The sequence below is a fragment of the Alistipes indistinctus YIT 12060 genome, from assembly GCF_025144995.1.
GTDB classification, from domain to species: Bacteria; Bacteroidota; Bacteroidia; order Bacteroidales; family Rikenellaceae; genus Alistipes_A; species Alistipes_A indistinctus.
This window is the reverse complement of record NZ_CP102250.1, coordinates 1,910,908-1,933,127: the sequence shown is the minus strand read 5'-3', so window position 1 is coordinate 1,933,127 and position 22,220 is coordinate 1,910,908. Positions and strand designations below refer to the sequence as shown.

Below are 22,220 nucleotides of genomic sequence, written 5' to 3'. Positions count from 1 at the left end.
CGGCAAAACCCAGCGCAGAGCCGAAAAAATTTTCAGACGAGCTCCTTGTTCCGCCGGTCGAAGAATTTGGTTTCGATAATTCCGGTATGGCTGTTTGCGACGACGCGGATAAAGCATTTGTAACGCATCATCCAGCGCAGGCGCAGCGAGAAGAGTCCTTTTTTCAGGAAAGCCGCAACCACGGGATTCACCCTCACGCGGATATAGCGCTCCCCGCGATCCTGTGCGAAATAGGCGATCTGGTTCTCGATCTGTTCGTCGAGCAACGCCGCGGGAGTCACCGTACCGGTACCGTGGCAGGCCGGACAGACCTCACGCATATCGACCTGCGTCTCGGGCCGCACCCGCTGGCGCGTAATCTGCATCAGGCCGAACTTCGACAGCGGCAGGATCGTATGCTTGGCGCGGTCGGCAGCCATCAGCTTGCGCATCTCCTCGACCAACGCATTGCGGTTTTCACTCTTGTGCAGGTCGATAAAGTCGATCACGATAATCCCCCCCATGTCCCTCAGCCGCAACTGGCGCGCGATCTCGGCCGCCGCCGCGAGGTTCACGTCCATCGCCGTGCGCTCCTGGTCGTCGTCGACCTTCGCACGGTTGCCGCTGTTGACATCCACGACGTGGAGCGCTTCGGTGCGCTCGATGATCAGGTAGGCACCCTTGCGCAGCGATACATACTTCGCAAAGAGGGACATGATCTGCTTCGACACGTCGAAGTTGTCGAAAATAGGAACGTTGCCCTTGTATAGTTTTACGATCTTCTCCTTTTCGGGAACGATCGTGCGGATATAGTCGCGGACCTCTTCATAAGTGGCCTGGTCGTCGATATAAATATTGCTGAACGAACCGTTGAGCAGGTCGCGGATCATCGTCGTCGTGCGGTTCATCTCACCGAGCACGAGCGAAGGCGCATTCTGCTGCTTGAGGTTCTCCATCGCCTTCTCCCACTTGTGGACGAGTGCGAGGATATCCTGTTCGACATCTTCGGCCGGATGGCCTGCGGCGGCGGTACGGATAATCACGCCGTAATTATTCGGCAGCACACCCGAAGCGATCTTCTTGAGCCGGTTGCGCTCTTCGTTCGAGCGGATTTTCTGCGATATCGAAATTTTGCCGGAGAACGGGATCAGTACCACGTTGCGACCGGCGAGCGAGATGTCGGAAGTGAGGCGCGGCCCCTTGGTCGAAATGGCCTCCTTGGCCACCTGTACGAGGATCGTCTGCCCGCTGGCGATATGGCTCGCTATTTTGCCCGACTTGCCGAGCGGTTTTTCGAGTTTGAGCCCTTCGAAATTGATCGACCGCTTGTTATTGGTGAGGATATTCACCATCTTCTGCAGCGAGGTGAACTGGGGCCCCAGGTCGAGGTAATGAATGAAACCATCCTTCTCGTGACCGACATTGACGAAGGCGGCATTCAACCCGGGCATGATCTTCTTGACCTTGCCCATGTAAATGTCGCCCACCGCATAGCCCGAACGGGACTGCTCCTTGGTCAGCTCGACCAGCTGTTTGTCTTCGAACAGCGCAATGGTTATTTCACTGGCAGTTACATTGATTATTAACTCTTTATTCATTGTTTCGTTTTGTACTATCAGCAGCACGGCCGCTGCGGAAGGTCATCCCCGCCGGGAACGAACCTCTTCCGGGGTTCTTCACTGGCGTCCGGCAAGCCGCGGCCCGGAATCCGGGCTCCGACGGGCCTGCGTTGCAGTGGCATGGGCCTCATGCGTAATGCAAATAAACCTAAAGCCCCGAAAGCGGCACTTTAGGTTTATGACTGTCTTACATAAGTGAGCTACCTACTTGTTCTTTTTGTGTCTGTTCTTGCGCAGGCGTTTTTTACGCTTGTGGGTAGCCATCTTATGCCGTTTTCTTTTCTTACCGCTTGGCATAGCAATTTTGTTTTAGTAAACCGAATAATTATTTAGTGTGAGTTTTCACCTTGCCTGCAAAGCTCTTGGCCGGTTTGAACGCCGGGATGTTGTGAGCAGGAATCGTAATCGTGGTATTCTTCGAGATGTTGCGGGCCACTTTCTCGGCGCGGCGCTTTACGATGAAAGAACCGAAACCGCGCAGGTAAACGTTCTTGTTGGCCGTGAGCGAATCCTTGATGGATTCCATGAAAGATTCCACGATCTGCTGCACCTGGGCTTTCTCCACGCCTGTGCTTTTCGAAATTTCGTTAACAATATCCGCCTTTGTCATGATTGAAATATTTTAAATTATTTGATCCTTTTTGCGCCGCCTCTCCATCGTGCCAAGTGGGAGGAATTGCAAATATATACTATTATTTTTTATAAACTGGCACAAAAGTAATATTTTTTTAAAGAAAATCCCGGGCTAACTCTTTCAATTTTATCTTGTTCCTACGCCGGAAAGAGCCTCAGCAAAAACCGGCCCAAAATTTTCACACGTTTTATTTAAAAATAAACACCCTGATATACTGTATTTTACAATTCCAGCACGCATATTAAGCCGCTCTTCTGCAACTCGTTTAACAAACGTCGGGATGTATCGTTTTATTATCTAACAAAAAACCGGCCAACCTCCGTCGCTCAGCAAAATACCTCTCGCAGGATACGCAGCGACTGTACCGAGTGAATCGCATCGAAATGGTAGCCGAAAAAAATCAGCATCGCCTCCATAAATTCGAGGCGCTCACCGCGTCCGAGCCTCAGAGAGTCCAATTCGGCGGCTTCGCGCTCCATCAGCCCGCCCAGCAGCCTCGCCGAGGCCGGCCCCATACAGGTGCGGTGCTGCGGCATGGCGTCGCAAAACAGTCCGCTGCGGATGTCGAACCATCCCCCGTCGCGGTACTCGTTGCCGGGATAGAACCCCAGATAAGCCGACAGGCGCACCAGGAACCAAAGATGGAAATTGGCCACCCCCTGTTCCATCCGGTCGAGCTGCTGCACGGCGGAACAGAGAAAATCGAAAAGCGGTTCGTTGGCCTCGACCTCCCGGATCAACCGGTAAAGGACCTCGGCCATGAAGAGCGAAACGGTACTTTTGCGTACATCGAACGGGACGCTCGAGAGCGGCACCAGGTTGCGCACCTCCTTCATGCGGTGCATCTCCGCGTGCGGTTGTTCGACCCCTTCGAACTCGAGCAGGAACATCGGCTGGAACAGCGCGGCCTTGTTGCCGCGCCCGCGTGACGAACGGACCCCCTGGATCATGTAAGTCTGCCGTCCGCCAACGTCGGTAAAAAGATAAGCCACCAATGAGCTTTCGCCATACTTGACCGTGTGCAGCACGATTCCGCGCGCCTTATAGCTCCCGGCCATCCGCTAACGGGCCTCCTCCCCGCGCAGGAAAGCGGCCAGCTTCGCTACGGCACGGCCGCGGTGGCTGATCCCGTTTTTCGCCCCGGGAGACATCTCCGCGAAGGTGGTCGTATAACCGTCGGGAATGAAAAGCGGGTCGTAACCGAAACCGCCGTCGCCGTGCGGTTCGGCGGCGATTACCCCTTCGACCGTCCCTTCGAACAGGTGCTCCCGCCCGTCGACAATCAGTGAAATCACCGTACGGAAACGGGCCCGGCGATTGGATTTACCATCTAGATTCTTGAGCAACAGCGCATTGTTGTCACCGTAACTGACATGCTCGCCCGCATAGCGTGCCGAATAGACACCCGGGGCACCGTCCAGCGCCTCGACTTCGAGGCCCGTATCGTCGGCGAAGCAGTTCAGTCCGGTATGTTCATAGACATAACGCGCTTTTTGCGACGCATTGCCCTCGATGGTGGGCTGCGTCTCGGGAATCTCTGCGGTAATCCCCGCCTCGGCAGCGGTCACGAGCTGGAAAGAAGGCCCCAGCACGGCCTGCACCTCCTCAACCTTGTGCCGGTTGTGAGTGGCGAAAACTATCTTCATTTCATATAGAATTTACGTAGGTTCTCATCGGAGGCGATCCGGTCGATAATCGCGTGCACGAGGCGGTCGATCGGGCGGTCCACCCGGTAGTCGGCCGGGCAGACGTAATTGACCCGCTGGTCGTGCAACAGCCGCTCGCTCGTCTGGCGGTTGCGCTCCGAAGAGGGATTGTAAACGGCGATCGAGTGTCCTCCCTGCTGCTTGACCAGCCGCATACAGGGAATGTCGGTGGTTCCGTCGCCGAAATAGATCATACGACGGAACGGCACGGGCCGCTCCTCCTCCTCGATATACTCGTTGATGCGGTGGCTGTCGTAAACGCTCTCGATCCCCTTGTTGATCTTGAAAATAAACTGGGTTTTATTCGTATAGTTGACCGCGACGGCAGGCCAGTAGGCCACCCCATCCACATCGTAAAGGAACGAGCAGGCGTAAATCTTACGGAATTCGTGCGCGATCGGGGTGCCTTCGATCATTTCGCGCAGGCCGGACGAGTTGATAAAATGATGGATTTCAAGCCCTTTCGATGCACCGTAGGCATTGATCCGCGAAAACCATTCGCGCACTCCGTCGTACAGCCCAATACGCGCGCCCGACTGCACGAAAGCTTCGTAGCGCAGCGACTTGCCGGAACTTTTCGCCTCGTGCAGCATGCGGTACATATAAGCGAGAATCGGATCGCCGTCCTGCTCGCGCGCGGTCTCGTTGCTCTCCTCCCAGAACTCGCGGTTGCTCTTGCCCACCGCAGGGATGAAGTCGTACTCCTGCATATTGCCCGGCGACAGGGTGCCGTCGAAATCGTAAATGAGTGCCACGATGGGCCGTTGCTCGTGTTGTGCCATAACGGTAATTTTAACGATGAACCGGGCGCTATCCCAAATTATTTGGTCTTGAACGGCAGCCCCGGAATCTCACCGGGTTTGACCGGGGTATCCGGAAGTACATTGTATGCTTTCGCGGCGTGTTCGAGTTCAGCCTGTTTACGGGCCTCCTCAGCTTCCCGGGCAGCGAGCCGTTCGGACTCGAGGCGCCGGTATTCATCCGCAGGGATCACCACGAGTTTGGAAAAAGCGGTAAAATCGGGGTTGTCGCTGCGTGTCGAATCTGCGAGCATGCATCCGTAATCCCCTTCGAGAAGCGCCTCTGCAAACTGCTCCTCGGCCGCCGCCAGCCTGACCGCACCGAAATCCAGCATCGCACCGTCGCCGTCCACGCTTTTCAGGTAGCAAACGGTATCGGCCGCCGTCACCGCACCCGAGGCGGGCGTTACCCGGAGCGCAATGCGGAGCGTACGGGAAGGATAATCCCAGCCGGCTACCGTCGCCCCCGCAACCTCATACCCGGCCTGCGGAAGCGCCTCACAAGGCACTTGGCGCCCTTCTACCTTTTCCATCTCTTCGGCCAGCCGTTTCTCGACGCTCTGCGCGATTGAAATTCGGGTAGCCGCATACCTGACCCGCTTGTCCGGATCGAGCGTCTCTTTGTCAGCGGCGATCAACCGTGTCCTCGCACCGGCCTCAGCGGCGCAGAGAGCCGGAATTTTCCCGAAGATTCTGTTGTTCCTGCCGATCTTCAGACTCTCCTGCCGTGAACAGGAACCCATCATCAGCAGCATAACGAAACATCCCGTCAAAAACAGATACGATTTCATCTTTAACAACTTACATTTAACCATTGTTTACTACCGTCGTCGGAGGGCGCCCCTCCCGGGAGAATGCATGTACAAAGAAACAAAACCTGACGCAATGATGCAAGGGCGCCCGCCGCGAAATTTCACCGTCCCCGCCGTTTGCCGATCTTCCGGCAAAGGCGGGCACCGTGTGCGTCGAGGGCCGGGGAGCCTGCATCCATCAGCATGCGCACGCTCTCCTCGAGCTGCTCGTCGACCCACGGCAACGCAGGGGCAAGGAGGAATAAAATCTCCATCGACCACACTTTGACCGCGGGCCGCGCACGGGAATCGATCATCCGGTCGAAGGCGGCCTCGGCGACCTGCTGCATCTGGGCGGACGAAAGCGTAATCCGGCCGGAGCGTATCAGGTTTTCGAGCACCTTCGCATAATGGCGCTGCGCGCTCGTACTCGCCGCCGTCAGGAAGTTGGCAAGGAACTGTTCCTGATAGGGTCGCAACCCGTCCGGATTGGCAAAATAGGCATACTCGAGCGCAGCCGAGGCACGGAACGCCACACGCGGATCGGGATCGTGCGCCAGCTGCAGCGCCGCCCGCCAGCCGTCGTGCCCGAGCACCCATTCGCACAACCGGCCGGAAAAACCCTTCTCCAGCGGTGCAGCCAACAAAACCCGGAAATCCCCGGCCGTTCCGCCATCACCTCCCCCGCCGTCAAAGATCGCCGGCTTTTTCCTATCCCGCTTCCCGACCTTGCGCACGAACGCTTCCTCGGCAAACGGCACCGAAGAGATGACGCCCATACCGTCGGCATTCGGGCCGAGGTCGCTTTCCCCTTCCGGTTTTTCGATATACTGATCAATAGAGTCCATACCCGATGATGCTACCTTTATACAAAGATAGACGGATCGGCCGGATTGTCCGCAAAAAAACCGGCAGACTTTCACAGCCTGCCGGTCGCCCGTTGAAGAATCGCGTTTACTGGCGCACACAGCGGATCGAATGGCCGCTGGCCCGGCTCGCATACGGCTCGGTCATATTCACATGTCCCTCTTGAATCTCCGCACGGTACACTTTACCACTACCATCCAGCGATGAAGACCAGTAAAAACCCCCGGTAGGCGGATTGCTGTAAGTTCCGTTGCTGCCGGTAATATAGCCCGCACCAGGAAGTTCGAACACTTCGGTCGCCGCAGGCATCGCCGCGAACTCCCCTTTTACCGTGTTCAGATCTTTATCGGTAAAGGTCGCCGCCGCATCGGCCGGCCAGCGACTGATGCGCAGGTAAGACTTGCCGGCTCCGGTAGTCAGGTACTCCCATTTCATATAACAGGCCGAAGCCGTACCTTGATTTTTGATACCGTAAAGGGTTTTCGCGCCATTGTCGCCCCAATAATGTGCCGTCATACTACCTCCGGCAACGGCCTCACCCGTTTTGACGGTCATCGAACGCATATTGAAAAGCACGCCAGAAGCCGGGAAAATGCCCTGCAGTTCCGCATTCGTCGGCATGCGGTACCCCTCGGGACAAGGCTGCGATTCAGGGGTCTGCCACAAGCCGTTATCCGAAGACGAAAGCCAGTCCTTAAAACCTCCCGCGATAAACTTATCTTTGTTGACATCGCTGTTCGCCTCGTCGAGGCCCGAGAGCGGCCCCGACACGGTGGTAAATCCGGTGGCCGCGAAAGCGGTATTGCGTCCCCATTGGTAAAAACTGCCGATACCGCCGTCCCAGTCGGTCCGGAAATCGGCCGTCGTCGCACCCAGGTTGCGGTCCATCCACTTCAGGCCGTTAAAGGTTATATCGCCTCCCGTGGAACCGCCCCCGGTAATCGTTCCGGAGATATCGCCGCCCGGCGTCCACTCCTCGACGGTGCTCACCGTAACGGACAGCTGAACCTCCTTGCTCTTGCCGTCGAGCTTGACGGTGTAGCGGTAGTTGGGCTTGACCCCCTGGGGAGTACCCGAAACATCCTGCGGCTGGATGTCGAGCGTTTGGGCGAATGCTTCGCCGTGCAGCGTTCCCTCCACCAAAAGCTGCATCTTTTCGGCTTCGGGCACAGGTAACACATAATAGGTGGCATCAATGCCCGGCGTCGAAGGAATCGCGGCCGGATAATCGACCCGTGCATCAGCTTCGGATGCATTGTAGCCATCTTTGAACAGGTAAGCGTGCGCAGGCACGCTCTGCAATTGCAGCTTCGAAACGACCAATCCTTCGGACGCGTCTCCCGGCGTCTGGTTGACGATGTCGAACCGGGCCACTTTGCGGCAGAGCGAAACCGTTACGGAACCCGTCCCGGTCTGCACATCGTTCGCATAACCCGTCATCACGAACGGAGAAGAGGGCGCTCCGTTGCCCTCGGGCAGCCTGACGACCGATTCGAGCATCTGCGCATAAGTAGTGACACCCGCCTCGAGCGAAGCGGGTAGTTCGACGCGGTTGGCGGCAGTGTTGGCGATAGCCAGGATTTTTTTTGCTCCCCCCTTACCGAAAGAGAGCGACACGTCGCCCACTTTTTTCTCTCCAGCCACACCGGCGTCCGACGGAGCCGTCGCGGGAATGTCGCGTTGCATTACCTCCAGCAGTCCGCTCGCGGCATCGAATGCAAAAAGGTCGATCGCAGTCACCTTATTTTCGTCGGAGAGCGCCGCCGACTTCACGACGTTCAGGTCGGTCATGACGTGGAAATCCACGTGCAACGACGTGGCATCGGGTGCCGCGCCGCCCTCTTTGTTGCAGGCGGACAGGCCGACTGCGGCACCGAGCCCCAGCAGGAAATATCGAAAAATCTGTTTCATCTTCAATCTGATTTAAGTGAGTAAGTTGTAATAAAACAAAGGCGAAACCCGGCCAATAAAACCGGACGGGATACCGGCAGGAGCCAGACGGGAAACGGAAACGTACCCGCCGCCGAAAGCGCAAAAACGCCGGTACGGATACGGACAAGACGGCCCGTCATGTAACGGCACGACGGGGATAGTTGGAGGATCGCTCCGGTTGTGTGTTTGCATACTTTTAACTTGAATAGTTTGACAATTAAGTTAAAAGCCTTTCTCAAACGTCACAACACTCACCATTAAGGGAAATGTAGCAGGCCCGTCTCCCGACGGGCGGCGGCAGACGGATTGACACAACCTTTTAATGCGAAAGCGTTGTCACTCCGTTACAGCAGGTCTCCTGGCTCGCACAGCGCCTGTCCTCCTTCCCGTCCCCGAAACAGCCCTGCGGACAGTGGAGATAAATGACAAACGCCTTCGATGTGCTTACAGTTGCGCAACAGCCCGTGAATTTCACACGGTTCCCTATTAATTCCAACAAGTGGAAACTGCAACGGTACAAAACAGAAAGAACTTTACAAAAACAAAGATAGCTTTCCCCGGGGAGAATTCCAACGGGAGCGTAAAAGCGAACATGCCATTCGCAACCCGCGTGCGGTATCGCCCCGCAGGTCCTGGCCAAGGCAACGGCAAAAATAACACCCGAAACCGCTCCCGCTTCTCGTCGCAACGGACAAAAAAAACGGCGCACCTTTCCGGTGCGCCGCAACATATCTGTTTTCGGATTCCTCCTGCTCCGCACCCCTTGCCGGGACGATGCGGGAAAAAGATCCGGACTATTCCAGAACCAGGTTCCAGCCGTGCGTGTCGGGCTCCTCGCCGTACTGGATCGCACGCAGCTTGTGGTAAAGCTTCTTGCTCCACTCGCCCGGTTCGCCGTTGTTGTAAGTGTAAGTGTGGTTCGTCTCGGGATCGTAAATACTGCCGATCGGCGAAATAACGGCGGCGGTACCGCAGGCACCCGCTTCGCTGAAAGTCGAAAGCTCTTCGGCCTCAACGGGACGTGACTCCACCTTCAGACCCAGATCGGCCGCCAGCGTCATCAGGCTCATGTTCGTAATCGACGGCAGTACCGAATGGGATTTGGGCGTAATGTAACGACCGTCACGGATACCGAAGAAATTCGCAGCCCCGCACTCATCGATGTGTTTTTTCTCCTTCGCGTCGAGGTACAGCACGCTCGGATAACCTTTGTCGTGCGCCTCTTCCGACGAAATGAGGCTCGCGCCGTAATTACCGCCCGCTTTGATATGTCCCGTCCCCAGCGGTGCGGCACGGTCGTGGTCGCGGTCGATGATCACCCGGATCGGGTTGAAGCCCTCTTTGTAGTAAGGGCCCACCGGCGTAACGAAAATAATCAACAGGTACTCGTCCGCCGGCTTCACACCCACCTGCGGCCCACTGCCGAAAAGCACCGGACGGATGTACAGCGATGCGCCCGTGCCGTAAGGCGGGATAAAGCGCTCGTTGGCCTTCACCACCTGCTTGACCATATCGATGAACAGTTCGAGCGGGGGCACCGCCATGCGCAGGTATTCGGCCGAAGACGCAAGGCGTTTGCCGTTCTCGTCGGCACGGAAGATGCGCACCTGGCCGTCCACGCCGCGGAAAGCCTTAAGCCCTTCGAACGCCTCCTGCCCGTAATGCAGGCCGGTAGCGGCCATGTGCAGGTTTACCGTCTCGTCCGAGGTCATTTCGGGGGTCGTCCATGCGCCGTTACGGAAGTAGCTGCGTATGTTGTAATCGGTCTTCAGATAACCGAAGGAGAGATTTTTCCAATCCAAGTCTACAGTTGTTGCCATAATATCATTGTTTTACAAAACGCGAAAAATGATCTTGCGAAGAATATCCGTCGTACATACCGTCATAACCCATGCACCGGCTATTCTGCATCTCAACGATGCTTCCCATATCTTAAACCAAAGAACGTTATACACATTCCTACGAAACACGACAGAAAATCAGCCCACGATCGTTCCGCTGCCCACTTTGTCGGTCGGCGAGAGCAATACCAGCTTGCCGGTGGCGTCCTGCCCCATCAGGATCATACCCTGCGAAAGGACGCCTTTCAGTTCGCGCGGTTCGAGGTTGACCAATACGAGCACCTGCCGTCCCACCAGCTCCTCGGGCGTGTAATATTCAGCAATGCCGGACACGATCGTCCGGGTATCGATACCGGTATCGATCGTCAGCTTCAACAGCTTCTTGGTCTTCGCGATCTTCTCGGCCTCTTTGATCGTCACCACGCGGATATCCATCTTGCCGAAATCGTCGAACGAGACGACCTCTTTCTGCGGCGTCACCTCCTTGCCCATTTCGGCGGCAAGGTTGGCCTGTTTGGTAGTGGCCAGCTTTTCGAGCTGCGCCTCGATCACGCTGTCTTCGATCTTTTCGAACAGCAACTCAGGCGTCCCAATCACATGCCCTGCCTCAAGCAGTGCGGTACTGCCGAGTTCATCCCAACCCGGCTTGCCGATTTGGAGCAGTTTCAGCACTTTTTCCGCAGTGAACGGCATAAACGGCTCGATGGCAACGGCAATGTTCGCCGTGATCTGCAACGCGACGTTCAGGATCGTCTTCACACGTTCGGGATCGGTCTTGACCAGTTTCCACGGTTCGCTGTCGGCGAGGTACTTGTTGCCGAGACGCGCGAGGTTCATCGCATCCTTGAGCGCTTCGCGGAAACGGTAGTTCTCGATATTCTCTTCGAGCGATTTTTTGATAACCGGAATTTCGGCGACCGTCTCCCGGTCGTAAGCGGTCAGTTCGCCTGCAGGGGGAACGGCCCCGCCGTAATATTTCTGTGTCAACACCAACGCACGGTTCACGAAGTTGCCCAGCACGGCCACCAGTTCGTTGTTGTTGCGGGCCTGGAAATCCTTCCACGTGAAGTCGTTGTCTTTCGTCTCGGGAGCATTGGCGCAAAGCACGTAGCGCAACACGTCCTCCTTGCCGGGGAACTCTTCTAGGTATTCGTGGAGCCAGACGGCCCAGTTGCGCGAAGTCGAAATCTTGTCGCCCTCGAGGTTCAGGAACTCGTTGGCTGGAACGTTTTCGGGCAGGATGTACCCCCCGTGCGCACGCAGCATCGACGGGAAGACGATGCAGTGGAATACAATGTTGTCCTTGCCGATGAAGTGTACCATCTTCGTATCCTCGTCCTTCCAGTACTTTTCCCAGTCGGGAGTCAGCTCTTTCGTAGCCGAGATATATCCGATCGGCGCATCGAACCAGACATACAGCACCTTGCCGTCGGCCCCTTCGACCGGAACCGGAATCCCCCAATCCAGGTCGCGGCTCACCGCCCGCGGCTGCAGGCCCAGATCGAGCCAACTCTTACACTGGCCGTATACGTTACTCTTCCACTCCTTATGGCCATCGAGAATCCATTTGCGCAGGAACTCTTCGTACCGGTCCAGCGGCAAGAACCAGTGCTTCGTTTCGCGCAGCACGGGCGTCGACCCGGTGATCGCGCTTTTGGGACCGATCAGGTCGGTGGCGTTGAGCGTACTGCCGCACTTTTCACACTGGTCGCCGTAGGCGCGTTCGTTCTGGCAATGCGGGCAGGTGCCGACGATATAGCGGTCGGCGAGGAACTGTCCCGCCTCCTCATCGTAATATTGCTGCGAAGTCTGCTCGATAAATTTACCGTCGTCGTAAAGCTTCCGGAAAAAGTCCGATGCGGTCTTGTGGTGCGTGGGGGACGTGGTGCGCGAATAGATGTCGAACGACATGCCCAAACGGCGGAACGACTCCTTGATAATGCCGTGGTACTTGTCGACGATATCCTGCGGGGAAACCCCCTCCTGGCGGGCCTTTATCGTAATGGGTACGCCGTGTTCGTCCGATCCGCAAACCGAAATGACATCCTCGCCCCGCAGGCGCAGGTAACGCGTATAGATGTCCGAAGGAATATAGACTCCGGCCAGGTGGCCGATATGTACGGGACCGTTGGCGTACGGAAGCGCCGAAGTAACCAGGTAGCGTTTGAATTTCTTCATCGTAAGGATCAGCTAAAATATTGGAGCCTGCCGCTTTACCCTCTCCTGCGGGCACATAAGGAACAAGCTCGGGCGCCCGGTTAGAACGGGCGAAGTTAACCTTGCGAAGGTACGTTTTTCAGCGGGAAAACACAATAAACCACCCCGAAATTTCTACAATGCCCAAAATGCAAAGGACAATCCGCATCACTGCGGATCGACATCGGGAATCAGCTCGACGGCCCGGTAAGCCTTGTCGCGGTGCAGCGTATCGAACAGTCCTGCAAGCAGTCGTTTCGCTTCGGCCGCCGAACTCTGTTTTTCGATTTTGAGCAGGAAACGGACGAGGTATTGTCCACGGATACGATCTACAGGAGGCGCCTCGGGCCCGAGCAGGCGGCGGCCGAACACGCGGCGAAGGCTGTCGCCGAACCGGTTTGCCGCTTCCCAAAGCAAAGTCCTATCGCGGTGCCGCAACGTCAGCGAGATCAGTCTGCAATAGGGGGGATAGAGGAACGACTGCCGCTCGGCGAGCTGCATGCGGGCCATCGCCTCGTAATCCCCGCTGCACACCTGCGCGAGCACCGGATGCGACGGCTGCCCGGTCTGGATCACGACGGTACCCTGCTCGCTGCGCCGCCCGGCTCGCCCCCCGACCTGCATCATCAGTTGGAAAGCACGCTCTCCCGCCCGGAAGTCGGGATAGTTCAGCAGATTATCGGCATTGAGGATCCCGACCAGAGACACATTCCCGAAATCAAAACCCTTGGTAATCATCTGGGTGCCGATCAGGATATCGGTTTGGCCGCGTTCAAAAGCCGAAATAATGCGCCGGTAGCCATGCGCCGTGCGCGAAGTGTCGGCATCGAGCCGGTCGATCACCGCATCCGGGAAGATTTCTGCGAGCGCCTCTTCGATCTTTTCGGTGCCGAACCCGCGCGGTTGCAGGTCGTCGGCTCCGCAGGAGGGACAGCGCGGCGGCAGCGGCGTGTGGTAGCCGCAGTAGTGACAGCGCAGAGAACCGTCGCTTTTGTGGTAGGTCAGCGTCACGTTACAATCGGGACACGAGGCGGTCCAGCCGCAGTTTCCGCACTCGACGAACGGGGAAAACCCGCGCCGGTTCTGGAACAGCATCACCTGCCGCCCCCGCACGAGGGCCTCCTCTATGCGGTCGAGCAGCAGTTTATTGAAATGGGAGCGTTTCTCGCCGCGCCGGGCAGCCCGCAAGGTATCGGACAGCAGCACCTGCGGCAGCGATACGCCGCTGTAACGTTCCGTGAGCGCCACCAATACATATTTGCCGCAAAGCGCATTGTAGTAAGACTCCATCGACGGCGTCGCACTGCCGAGCAATGTTTTGGCTCCGCAGAGTCCCGCCAGCACGACCGCCGTATCGCGGGCCTGATAGCGCGGCGCGCTGTCGGCCTGCTTGAAGCTGTTCTCATGCTCCTCATCCACGACAACCAGCGACAGGTGCGGCAACGGCAGCAAGACCGACGAGCGCACGCCGACGACCAGCCGCCCGCCCTGCGAAGCGAGCAGTTCGCGGTAGACTTCGGCCCGGCGGTTGTCGCTGAGACGCGAATGATAAACGACCACCCTATCGCCGAAATAACCGCGCATCCGCTCGATCAACTGGGCCGTCAGCGCAATCTCGGGAAGCATGTAAAGGACATTGCCGCCTGCGGCGAGCCTTTCGGCCATCAAATGAATATAAATTTCCGTCTTGCCGCTGCCCGTCACCCCGTGCAGCAACACCACCTCCTTCCCGGCAAATCCGCTGCGGATCGCCTCATACGCCTGCTGCTGGGAGTCGGTCAGCACCGGCAGCGGAGCGATCACGGCACCCTCTACGGCAAAAGAATCCTCCCCGCCCGGCTGCCGCTCCAGATCGACCTGCCGGAAAATCCCGCGTTCGACCAGCGCCCGGATCACAGCGGACGAAACACCCAGCGCCGCCCGGGGAACCAGCGGAGCCTCGCCGAAAGCGAATCCGCCTTTCCCCGGCGTTCCAACCGGAATCTCCCCGTCCGGAAGATCTCCTGCGGGGTATTGCGCTGCCGGAGACGCCTCAGGGGATCGAGAATCATCCTCTTCCCCGGGCAAAAATCCCGCGCGGGCCAGGTATTCCACTACCGCACGATGCTGGGTACGCGCACGCGACAGCGAATCGAGCGCGACATGCAACTGCTCCTCGCTGCCGACAGCCGGATGCAGGCCGATGTACGGCACGAGAGGCGCCCGGTAGCCACTGCGCAGCGTCTCGTCCTCGGAGTAACCGTCGAGTTTGAGTTTGGCCGGCAGCGCCGCACGCATCACCATTCCCGGGGGACACATATAATAAGAGCTGATCCACTCCCACAGCCGCAGCTGTTCGGGCGTGGCCGCTTCGCGCTCATCGACGATCCGGACGATGGGTTTAATAGTTTTGTACGCCGGCGGTTCGTCATGCAACCGGCTGACGATTCCGGCGTAAAACTTCCGCGCACCGAGCTGTACCATCACCCGCATGCCCGTCCTCAGGCCGGGACGCATCGCTTCGTCCACCGCGAACGTCATCGGCGGGGTGGCCAGCGGAAGTATTACATCGGCATATCGCATGAGCTTCAACGTCAAAAAACGGCACGGGACAGTTTCCTGCCCGGATCGGACAAAGATAGCCCATTTTTTATCAATCCCGGCTGTTAAATTCTGTTACAAACCATTGCCGTTTTGAAAAATCTTGCTGATATTTGTCCCCGCAAACCGAATCGGCTTTTACGTTATGAAACAACTGGATAGACAGTCCGTTCTGAGAACTTTCAAAGAGTATTTCCTCATCTCGGTGGGACTGCTGATGTACGCCTTCGCCTGGATATGCATCCTGATGCCCGCCGAAGTGATGGGCGGCGGCGTGAACGGGGTGGGACTGCTGATCTACTACGGGACCGGAGGCCCGAACGGCGGCGTACCGCTGGGTATCACATTCCTGGTAATCAACGGCCTGTTCGTACTGCTCGGTTCGCTGCTGATCAGCCTGCGGGTCGGAGCCAAAACGGTTTATGCGATCCTGTTCCTTTCGGCTTCGCTCGGCTTCCTGCAGGGCGTGCTGCCCAGCGACCTGCTCGGCCTGGCTAACGATAAGATGCTTTCGGCAATCCTCGGCGGCGCAGTGGCCGGCGCAGGAGTCAGCATCTGTTTCATGCAGGGCGGCAACTCGGGCGGCATGGACATTATCGCGATGATCATCAATAAATACAAGACGATCAGCTACGGCCGGATCCTGATGACGATCGACATGATCACCATCGGCTGTTCGATTTTCGTCCTCGGTGAAGTTTCGGCCGCAATCTACGGTTTCGTGATGGTCGCCACCTTCGGTTATACGATCGATGCGGTGATGGCCGGCAACCGCCAGTCCACGCAAATCCTGATCGTCTCGCAGAAATGGGAAGAGATCGCCTCGCGCATCTACGACGCGATGCACCGCGGCGTGACGCTGATCGACGGACAGGGCTGGTACAGCAAAAAACCTTTAAAATTGGTAATGGTGGTCTGCCGCAAAAACGAATCGAACATCCTTTTCCAAGTCATCAAAGAGGTCGATCCCAACGCATTTATGACCTTCGGCAGCGTGATGGGGGTATACGGGCTGGGCTTCGAGGCGTTGAAAAAATAGCCTCCGGAGAAATGTCGCGGGATAGCGTTCCCGGGCCGGTTCGGATCCGAAGCATCCTACCTGTTTTGGGGGCCTGGCTACCGTTTTTTGCCGGGTAATCATTTATAACATAGACAGTTCAGCCGGGAATGCCTTTCGGTTGGACATCCGGTCGGATATTTCGGTATTACGATCCGTTGGGGGTACCCGCAGGTTTTGCAAGCGTCCACACGAACCGGCATGATGCGGGCGCACGGTAGCGGCAAAATTCCCGCCATCCGGCAGAATCAGGGAATCTTTTCCTATCTTTGTTTCAGCGAAGAGAGTTTTATTCATCAAGGCAATACGTACACCGCTTAGAACGGGTATTGTATTGGTGTACCCTATACTGCTCATCTCAACGATGCCCCCGCCTGGGGTGTATCGTTGCAAAATGGCCTGCTGTATGGAACTTTGAAAGTAAAATTCTCTTCGCAGAACGGGTGGAGTGCATCGTTATTCTTATTATTATATCCGGCAATCCAAACAACCTTATCCTACCGTGCCCGGTTACTTCACTGAAATTTTCCGGCTGTTCTTTCCCGAACGGTGTGCCGCCTGCGGCAACGTACTGCCCGACGGGTCGTACCTGCTTTGTCCGCACTGCCGGTGGGACATGCCGCTGACGGGCTATTGCGGCGTGCACGACAATCCCGTATACCGCAAGTTCGGCGGCCTGCTTCCCGTCGCCGAAGCCTCTTCGTGGCTTTTCTTCGTCTCCCACAGCCGTTACCGCGACATGATCCACTCGTTCAAGTACCGGGGCCAATGGGAAATCAGCCGGAAATTGGGTTCGCTCATGGGCGACGCATTGCATGAAAGCGGCCTGTACGACAGCGTGGATGCGGTTGTTCCCGTACCGTTGCACTCCATGCGGCGGCTGAGGCGCGGCTACAACCAGGCGGAATACCTCGCCGAGGGAATCGCATGCGGATTGGGCAAACCGCTCTGCACGGGAAATGTGGTACGCAGCCGCCACAACCGTTCGCAAGCTTCGACCCGCGTACGCGACGAACGTTGGGATAACGTAAAAAACATCTTTTCCGTCAGGCACCCCGAAGCGTTGGACGGACGCCACATCCTGCTGGTCGACGATGTGCTGACGACGGGCGCTACGCTGATCTCGTGCGCGGAAACCATCCTACACGCATGCCCTTCCTGCCGTATCAGCGTCTGTACGTTGGCCGTATCGGCTCACGAGCTGTTCGGCCGTCACAGCGGGGGCGGACTCTGAACCGGGCATTCCGCCGCATCCTACGACCCGGGGCGGGATCTCCCGACGCGGTACTTAGCGTAAAAACTCCGCTATTATGCCGGCATCCCGAAATGACAAAAAACGAAGTATACTATCCGGCTCAATAAGCTCCAGAAGCAGATAAAATGCGTGTCTTAGCGTAAAAAAAAGCTAATTAATTTGGAGATTCAGCTAAAGCGACGTACTTTTAGCCCAGAATTATTAATCCTTAATACTTAATACCATGCAGAAATTAATCGAACAGATCAACGAGCAGATCGCCCTGTTTACTGAAAATGCTAAAGCCCAGGTAGAAAAAAATAACAAAGCCGCAGGTACCCGCGCACGCAAGGCCGCTCTGGAGTTGAGCAAGCTGATGAAGGATTTCAGAAAGGCATCTGTAGAGGCTTCGAAATAATCGTTTCATCCGATATTTCCTCCCAAAAAAGCCGGCCCTTACGGGTCGGCTTTTACTTTTGCGCGGAGTCTTCTTTTATAAACGGGTCACGCCGTCTTCCGCAACCGCATAACGCGTAGTAACCCCTCCGGCCGTGCAGGCGATCACCGGTACCTTGCCGCTGCGCTCCAGGGTATAGACGGCCCCCGCAGCTTTCCGGGCCGACGGATAAAAGACCGTCCCGATCACATTCATCTCCGAGGGAGCCGTTAGCGTCGTGTACAGACAGGGATGATACTGAACCGGATCGTTCTTCACGATACGGAAGCTCATCTGCTTCTCGAGCGTCGTCCAGTAAGGGGCTTCGCTAAGCGTCTGCATGTCGACGGACGCATGTTTCCCAGTCAGCGTAACTGATTCCCCGTCGTGAACGGTTGCATCGACCAGCGGATGAAACAGCACCTCGATCTTCGCCCCTTTGGCACATCCCACCCGGTCGAGCACCAACACCGCGTCGGTCTGTTTGTCAAGGATCACGGTACGCTTCCACGATTTGAGTTTCTCACCCGGATAGGCCTTCGTCGCATCCATCACCACATAGTCGAATGCGGGTCCGGTGACGAACTTCTCGATCCGGCCGCCCACGCCAGGCTGCCAGGGTTGGTCCTTATGCTTGCCCGAAACCTGCTCCTCGCCGTCGACAATTACCGTATTGTGCCCCGAGCTCTTGACATAGAGGTAATCCCAGCGCATTTCGTTGAAAAAATATTGGTCGTAGTAGCGCTGGGGCACTTCGCCGACGAACGTGTCTCCCATCCAGGTCAGGTTGACGGACCCGGCATCGAGGTGTCCATGGTGCGGGTCGTCGGCCAGAGCGCATTTCGCCGCCACCTGCATACAGCTGTCCGAAAAATCGCGGCGCATAAAAGCCCAGTCGATGCTGGGAAAATATTTCGAAGCCTCGCCGGGCTTCACGGCAGGGATATCGGTAGGACGCGGCCAGATCAGTTCCCACATATTTTTAGCGCGGCGATCTCCGTTCAGATAGGTCTCGAGGTAGTACATCGCGGTCGGATCCTGCGACTCTTCTACCAGTTTATTATAATGGTACGACGTTCCGATCGGGCCGGCCGCCTCGCCGTCGTTGAAACTGCCGGTCAGTCCGAACAGCGCGAAATCGGCCGGATGCTTCAATCCTTCGGTGTCGAACAGGTCGATCTTCCCGCCCGACACCTTTTTAATCGCATCCATGAAATAGATCGACTGCCCCAATCCGTACCCGGCATACCCACGGCCCTCGCCCCAGCCGTTGTCGGCACCCAGATGCGCAAACATCCCGGCGACCCCTTCGCAACTGCGGGCCAGTACATCGATCAGGCGCGGCTCTTCGGTCAGCAGCGCCAGGGCCGCCATACCCACACCCGAATGACAGATCCCCGACCAGTTGCATTTATAGGCCGTCGCCCACCACTGGTACTCGTAGTTCCCCCTGACGCGCGTGATCGCCTTTTCGAGCAGGGCACCGCGGATACGGTCACGCTGCGGTTTGGCGAGCGCCGGGTAGAGCCAGTCGTAAACCAGGCCCACGACATAGGCGCAGTCGGCTACGGAAATATCGTAAGAGAACGACACCTGATCGTCGGGGACCCCGTAAGGCCACACCCTCGGATAGATGATTTCGAAATAGTGTGCGCTCTGTACCCAGGTATCCATCGCGCAAAGCTTGTTGACGAAATAGAACGCCCGGTCGGCATACGCCTGCTCCCCGGTCATCTGGTACAGGAATGCGAGGTTGTAGGCTCCGTTCAGGTAGAACATCTGGTAATCGAGGTAGGGATTGGTCTCGGTGTAACGCGCCGCCGGATCGTTGATCGTCAGCTCCGGCTCGACGGTCGTCAGCATAGAACGCTCCCCGTAATGCTTGAGCAACGCCATCACTTCGGCAGCGAACGGATCGGTCCTGACCCGTTCGAGAATCTCTTTCTTGCTCTCGTTGGTAAAGACCAGGTAGGGATGCTCCAGCTTCTGCTGTAAGATTCCCCGGCAGATTTCCAGATAATCGGGCTGAACGGATACCGGACCGGCGGTACGTTTGCCAGCTGCACGACTGACGCCGTTTCCGGCGATATTTCCGGCTGCCTCTCCGGCATAATTCACAGAATGATTCGTGGAACCGTCCACAACCAGCGGAAGCATCAGGACGGCGGCCGCCCAGGTCCATAGTTTTTTCTTCATCGTTTCCAGTTAGTTATTTAAAGTTTAGGAATTCAACACCATCAACAGCGCAGCATCCGGGTAACGGCATCCCCTGCCGAAAGAGGCGCACGAAAATTGTCCGCGCGCCCCTTCAAGTCCCCTCGCTACTCCATCGTTCTATTTGGGCAACGTACATCCGATCTTGTCGACCGGAATCGCCTCGAAACCGGGAATATATTTGAAGATGGCCGCATCGGGCTTCAGGTTCCAGTTTCCGTTTTTTTCATCCACGAATCCGGGTTCGTCGAAACCCTTGCCGCTCCAGGTAATCCAGTTGTCGTACATCTCCATGTACGCACGCTCGTAGGGCCGTTCGCCGGGACAAATCAGCAGTTTCGAAATATCGTAGAAAAGGTTGCGCTCCGCTACGTTGCGCTTCGGAGTGGCAATCCCTTCGCTGACATAGTTCGCTGCCCACGGATACTTTTCTTTGAACGGACCGCTCTCGTAGTTAACCATCTCCAGCCGCTCCTTGATAATATCAATCGTCCCTTTCGCCCAGTTCTCCAGACGGTTATCGACATAGAGGCCGTAAGGCGTACCAATAAAGATATTATTTTTATAATGGTTGTCCGAGCCTCCCCCCAATAATACCGGCTGTAAACCGGCTTTGTAAAGGATATTCCCGTAGACATACATCCCGCACGCCCCATCGTCATGGTAGAACCCGGTCACGCGGTGTTTGGCACTCAGGTCATGCACATAGTTAAACATCAACTTGTTGCCCTGCTCACTTTGGTCACGGCCGTAATACACCGCCCCGAGGTCATCGATCTCGTTGCAGACGTTATGGATATCGCAATATTCGACCAGGTGGTCATTACCCTGGATGAGGATAGCCGACGACGGCGCATCGAAAATTTCACAATTCGACACCCGATTGCCCGCACCTGTCAACTGGATTGCCGGACGGTATGATTTTTCAACGCGGTTGTAGCGTGAAATCCGACAGTTCTGCACGTAATTGCCCCCGGGTTCCAGTGTAATCCGGTTACCGCCGCCCATGTTGATGCCGCCTGCACCGACCTCTTCGATCACACAATCCACGATGCCATTGTTACGGCCTGCCTCCCGGTCGAATACCGGATTCTTATAAATATATTGGGCCAGGTTGCCGATCATCCGTGAAACCGGAATGTTCGTCTCGCCGGTATGGGCATACTGGTCGTAAGGTTTGACCCCTTTGCCGATACAAACGGCTGTCGCACCGAGATTATGGAAACGGCAACCGCGCAATATGACATTCTCGGTACGCTCCATATAGACACCCATGCCCCGCGAGCACTCGAAGTCGATATGCTGCACCTCGACATTTTTCACCCCTTCCAACGCCAGCATCGGTTCGGCCAGCAGCGACAACGACAATTTTTCGATCTTCTCGGACGGATACAACCAAAGAGTCATGTTCGGATAGTCGATGTAATACTCGCCCGGCACATCCACCTCTTCGAGCAGGTTCACTACATACCAGCGATTGTAATCGGCGCCGGAGATCAGGCCGTACATCACCGCTTCGTCGAGTTTAATGGTCTTATCGGTCGTATCGATCTGGGCTATACGCACCATGTCGTCGGCATAGCCCCATGCGAAATAACCCGCAATCCATTTCGGATCCCCGCTCTTCCATTGCGAAGGCCGGTCGCCGAAATACCGGAATGTACCGCCCCTATTATCCATTTCACCGAGCCGGTCTCAACGACTTCCCCCATCAGGGCCATCGTATCGTTGGGCCATCGGGAAAGTTTCTGGACCTGATCGTTCACAAACACTTCGGTCCACGCCGGGACTGCCGGGCGCGAAAAACCGGAATTCCGCAACTCGCCGAGCGCAGTGATTCCCGCCTTGCGCAGATCCACTTTGACGATTTTACCACGCATCTCGGGACGGATGCGGCTTTCCGAAGCGGGAGCCTGTTCGATATATTGCACAGGAATCTCCACCCCTCCGTAAAAAATCACTTTCGCGCCGTCCAACGGACGCACAACCAAACTGCCGGCGGTCAACCCCAACTCCCTGGCTGTCATCTCCAGCGTTTTGTCAAGCCGATAAGTACCTCCAGCCACAAGCAACGTTACATCGTCGCCTTTCTGCTTGTACTTCCCGGCCAACACAATTCCCTTTTGCAACGTAGAGGCAATTACGGCGCCTTGAGGTGCCTCGGCCCGGTCACGGGTTACACATACCACCCGGTCGGCCGCCCAAACGCTACTGCTGATCCAGCAGCAGAGAAAAAAAGTCAACAATCGCATCATCACTGTCAATTTCAGGTTTTGCAGACAAAGATACACCAATTCCTGAAACCACCTCCCTACCCGCTCCAAAAAACACCCT

At 56.6% G+C, this 22,220-nt stretch carries 16 protein-coding genes and 1 riboswitch; of the genes, 3 read left to right on the top strand and 13 right to left on the bottom strand.

Features of this window, described 5'->3' with window-relative positions; genetic code table 11:
- Window positions 1-32 precede the first annotated feature (32 nt).
- The 11 genes from NQ495_RS08040 to priA all read right to left on the bottom strand — a co-directional run bounded on the left by NQ495_RS08040 (window position 33) and on the right by priA (window position 14,927).
- Complete coding sequence (locus NQ495_RS08040) at window positions 33-1,577, bottom strand: Rne/Rng family ribonuclease (RefSeq protein WP_009133457.1); 1,545 nt, start codon at window positions 1,575-1,577, stop codon at window positions 33-35.
- 346 nt (window positions 1,578-1,923) lie between these two features.
- Window positions 1,924-2,208, bottom strand: coding sequence for an HU family DNA-binding protein (locus tag NQ495_RS08035; protein ID WP_009133459.1), 285 nt, complete (start codon window positions 2,206-2,208; stop codon window positions 1,924-1,926).
- Between the two features lie 350 nt (window positions 2,209-2,558).
- The gene (recO, locus tag NQ495_RS08030) at window positions 2,559-3,290 is read right to left on the bottom strand and encodes a DNA repair protein RecO (protein WP_009133460.1); all 732 of its coding nucleotides are present in this window, start codon (window positions 3,288-3,290) and stop codon (window positions 2,559-2,561) included.
- Between the two features lie 3 nt (window positions 3,291-3,293).
- A complete protein-coding gene (gene rdgB / locus NQ495_RS08025) occupies window positions 3,294-3,878 on the bottom strand; it encodes an RdgB/HAM1 family non-canonical purine NTP pyrophosphatase (RefSeq protein WP_009133461.1) in 585 nt (194 codons plus the stop codon).
- Window positions 3,875-4,720, bottom strand: a complete 846-nt coding sequence (locus NQ495_RS08020) for an HAD family hydrolase (protein WP_009133462.1) — start codon at window positions 4,718-4,720, stop codon at window positions 3,875-3,877. The genes rdgB and NQ495_RS08020 overlap by 4 nt, the downstream gene beginning before the upstream one ends.
- A gap of 38 nt (window positions 4,721-4,758) precedes the next feature.
- Window positions 4,759-5,529 (bottom strand): hypothetical protein, encoded by a 771-nt coding sequence (locus NQ495_RS08015; protein WP_009133463.1) that lies wholly within the window; start codon window positions 5,527-5,529, stop codon window positions 4,759-4,761.
- A 122-nt stretch (window positions 5,530-5,651) separates the two neighbouring features.
- Window positions 5,652-6,377 (bottom strand): hypothetical protein, encoded by a 726-nt coding sequence (locus NQ495_RS08010; protein WP_009133464.1) that lies wholly within the window; start codon window positions 6,375-6,377, stop codon window positions 5,652-5,654.
- A 106-nt stretch (window positions 6,378-6,483) separates the two neighbouring features.
- On the bottom strand, window positions 6,484-8,307 hold the full coding sequence (locus NQ495_RS08005; protein ID WP_009133465.1) for a FimB/Mfa2 family fimbrial subunit: 1,824 nt from the start codon (window positions 8,305-8,307) through the stop codon (window positions 6,484-6,486).
- Between the two features lie 352 nt (window positions 8,308-8,659).
- Window positions 8,660-8,854, bottom strand: a riboswitch (cobalamin riboswitch).
- A 268-nt stretch (window positions 8,855-9,122) separates the two neighbouring features.
- Window positions 9,123-10,148, bottom strand: coding sequence for a branched-chain amino acid aminotransferase (locus NQ495_RS08000; protein WP_009133466.1), 1,026 nt, complete (start codon window positions 10,146-10,148; stop codon window positions 9,123-9,125).
- Window positions 10,149-10,307: 159 nt separating this feature from the next.
- Window positions 10,308-12,347 carry a methionine--tRNA ligase gene (metG, locus tag NQ495_RS07995; protein ID WP_009133467.1) on the bottom strand — a complete coding sequence of 680 codons (2,040 nt, stop codon included), beginning with the start codon at window positions 12,345-12,347 and terminating at the stop codon, window positions 10,308-10,310.
- Window positions 12,348-12,533: 186 nt separating this feature from the next.
- A complete protein-coding gene (gene priA, locus NQ495_RS07990) occupies window positions 12,534-14,927 on the bottom strand; it encodes a replication restart helicase PriA (protein ID WP_040294389.1) in 2,394 nt (797 codons plus the stop codon).
- Window positions 14,928-15,090: 163 nt separating this feature from the next.
- Between priA and NQ495_RS07985 the strand changes: the two genes are divergently transcribed.
- The 3 genes from NQ495_RS07985 to NQ495_RS07975 all read left to right on the top strand — a co-directional run bounded on the left by NQ495_RS07985 (window position 15,091) and on the right by NQ495_RS07975 (window position 17,654).
- Window positions 15,091-15,984, top strand: coding sequence for a YitT family protein (locus NQ495_RS07985; RefSeq protein WP_009133469.1), 894 nt, complete (start codon window positions 15,091-15,093; stop codon window positions 15,982-15,984).
- Window positions 15,985-16,504: 520 nt separating this feature from the next.
- Entirely contained in the window at window positions 16,505-17,236 is a 732-nt protein-coding gene (locus NQ495_RS07980; protein ID WP_009133470.1) for a ComF family protein, read from the top strand.
- Between the two features lie 244 nt (window positions 17,237-17,480).
- Window positions 17,481-17,654, top strand: coding sequence for a histone H1 (locus NQ495_RS07975; RefSeq protein ID WP_009133471.1), 174 nt, complete (start codon window positions 17,481-17,483; stop codon window positions 17,652-17,654).
- A 75-nt stretch (window positions 17,655-17,729) separates the two neighbouring features.
- On the opposite strand, the gene NQ495_RS07970 is transcribed toward NQ495_RS07975, so the two are convergent.
- Window positions 17,730-19,868, bottom strand: coding sequence for a heparinase II/III domain-containing protein (locus NQ495_RS07970; protein ID WP_009133472.1), 2,139 nt, complete (start codon window positions 19,866-19,868; stop codon window positions 17,730-17,732).
- A 138-nt stretch (window positions 19,869-20,006) separates the two neighbouring features.
- Entirely contained in the window at window positions 20,007-21,566 is a 1,560-nt protein-coding gene (locus tag NQ495_RS07965) for a right-handed parallel beta-helix repeat-containing protein (RefSeq protein WP_232208885.1), read from the bottom strand.
- Window positions 21,567-22,220 lie beyond the last annotated feature (654 nt).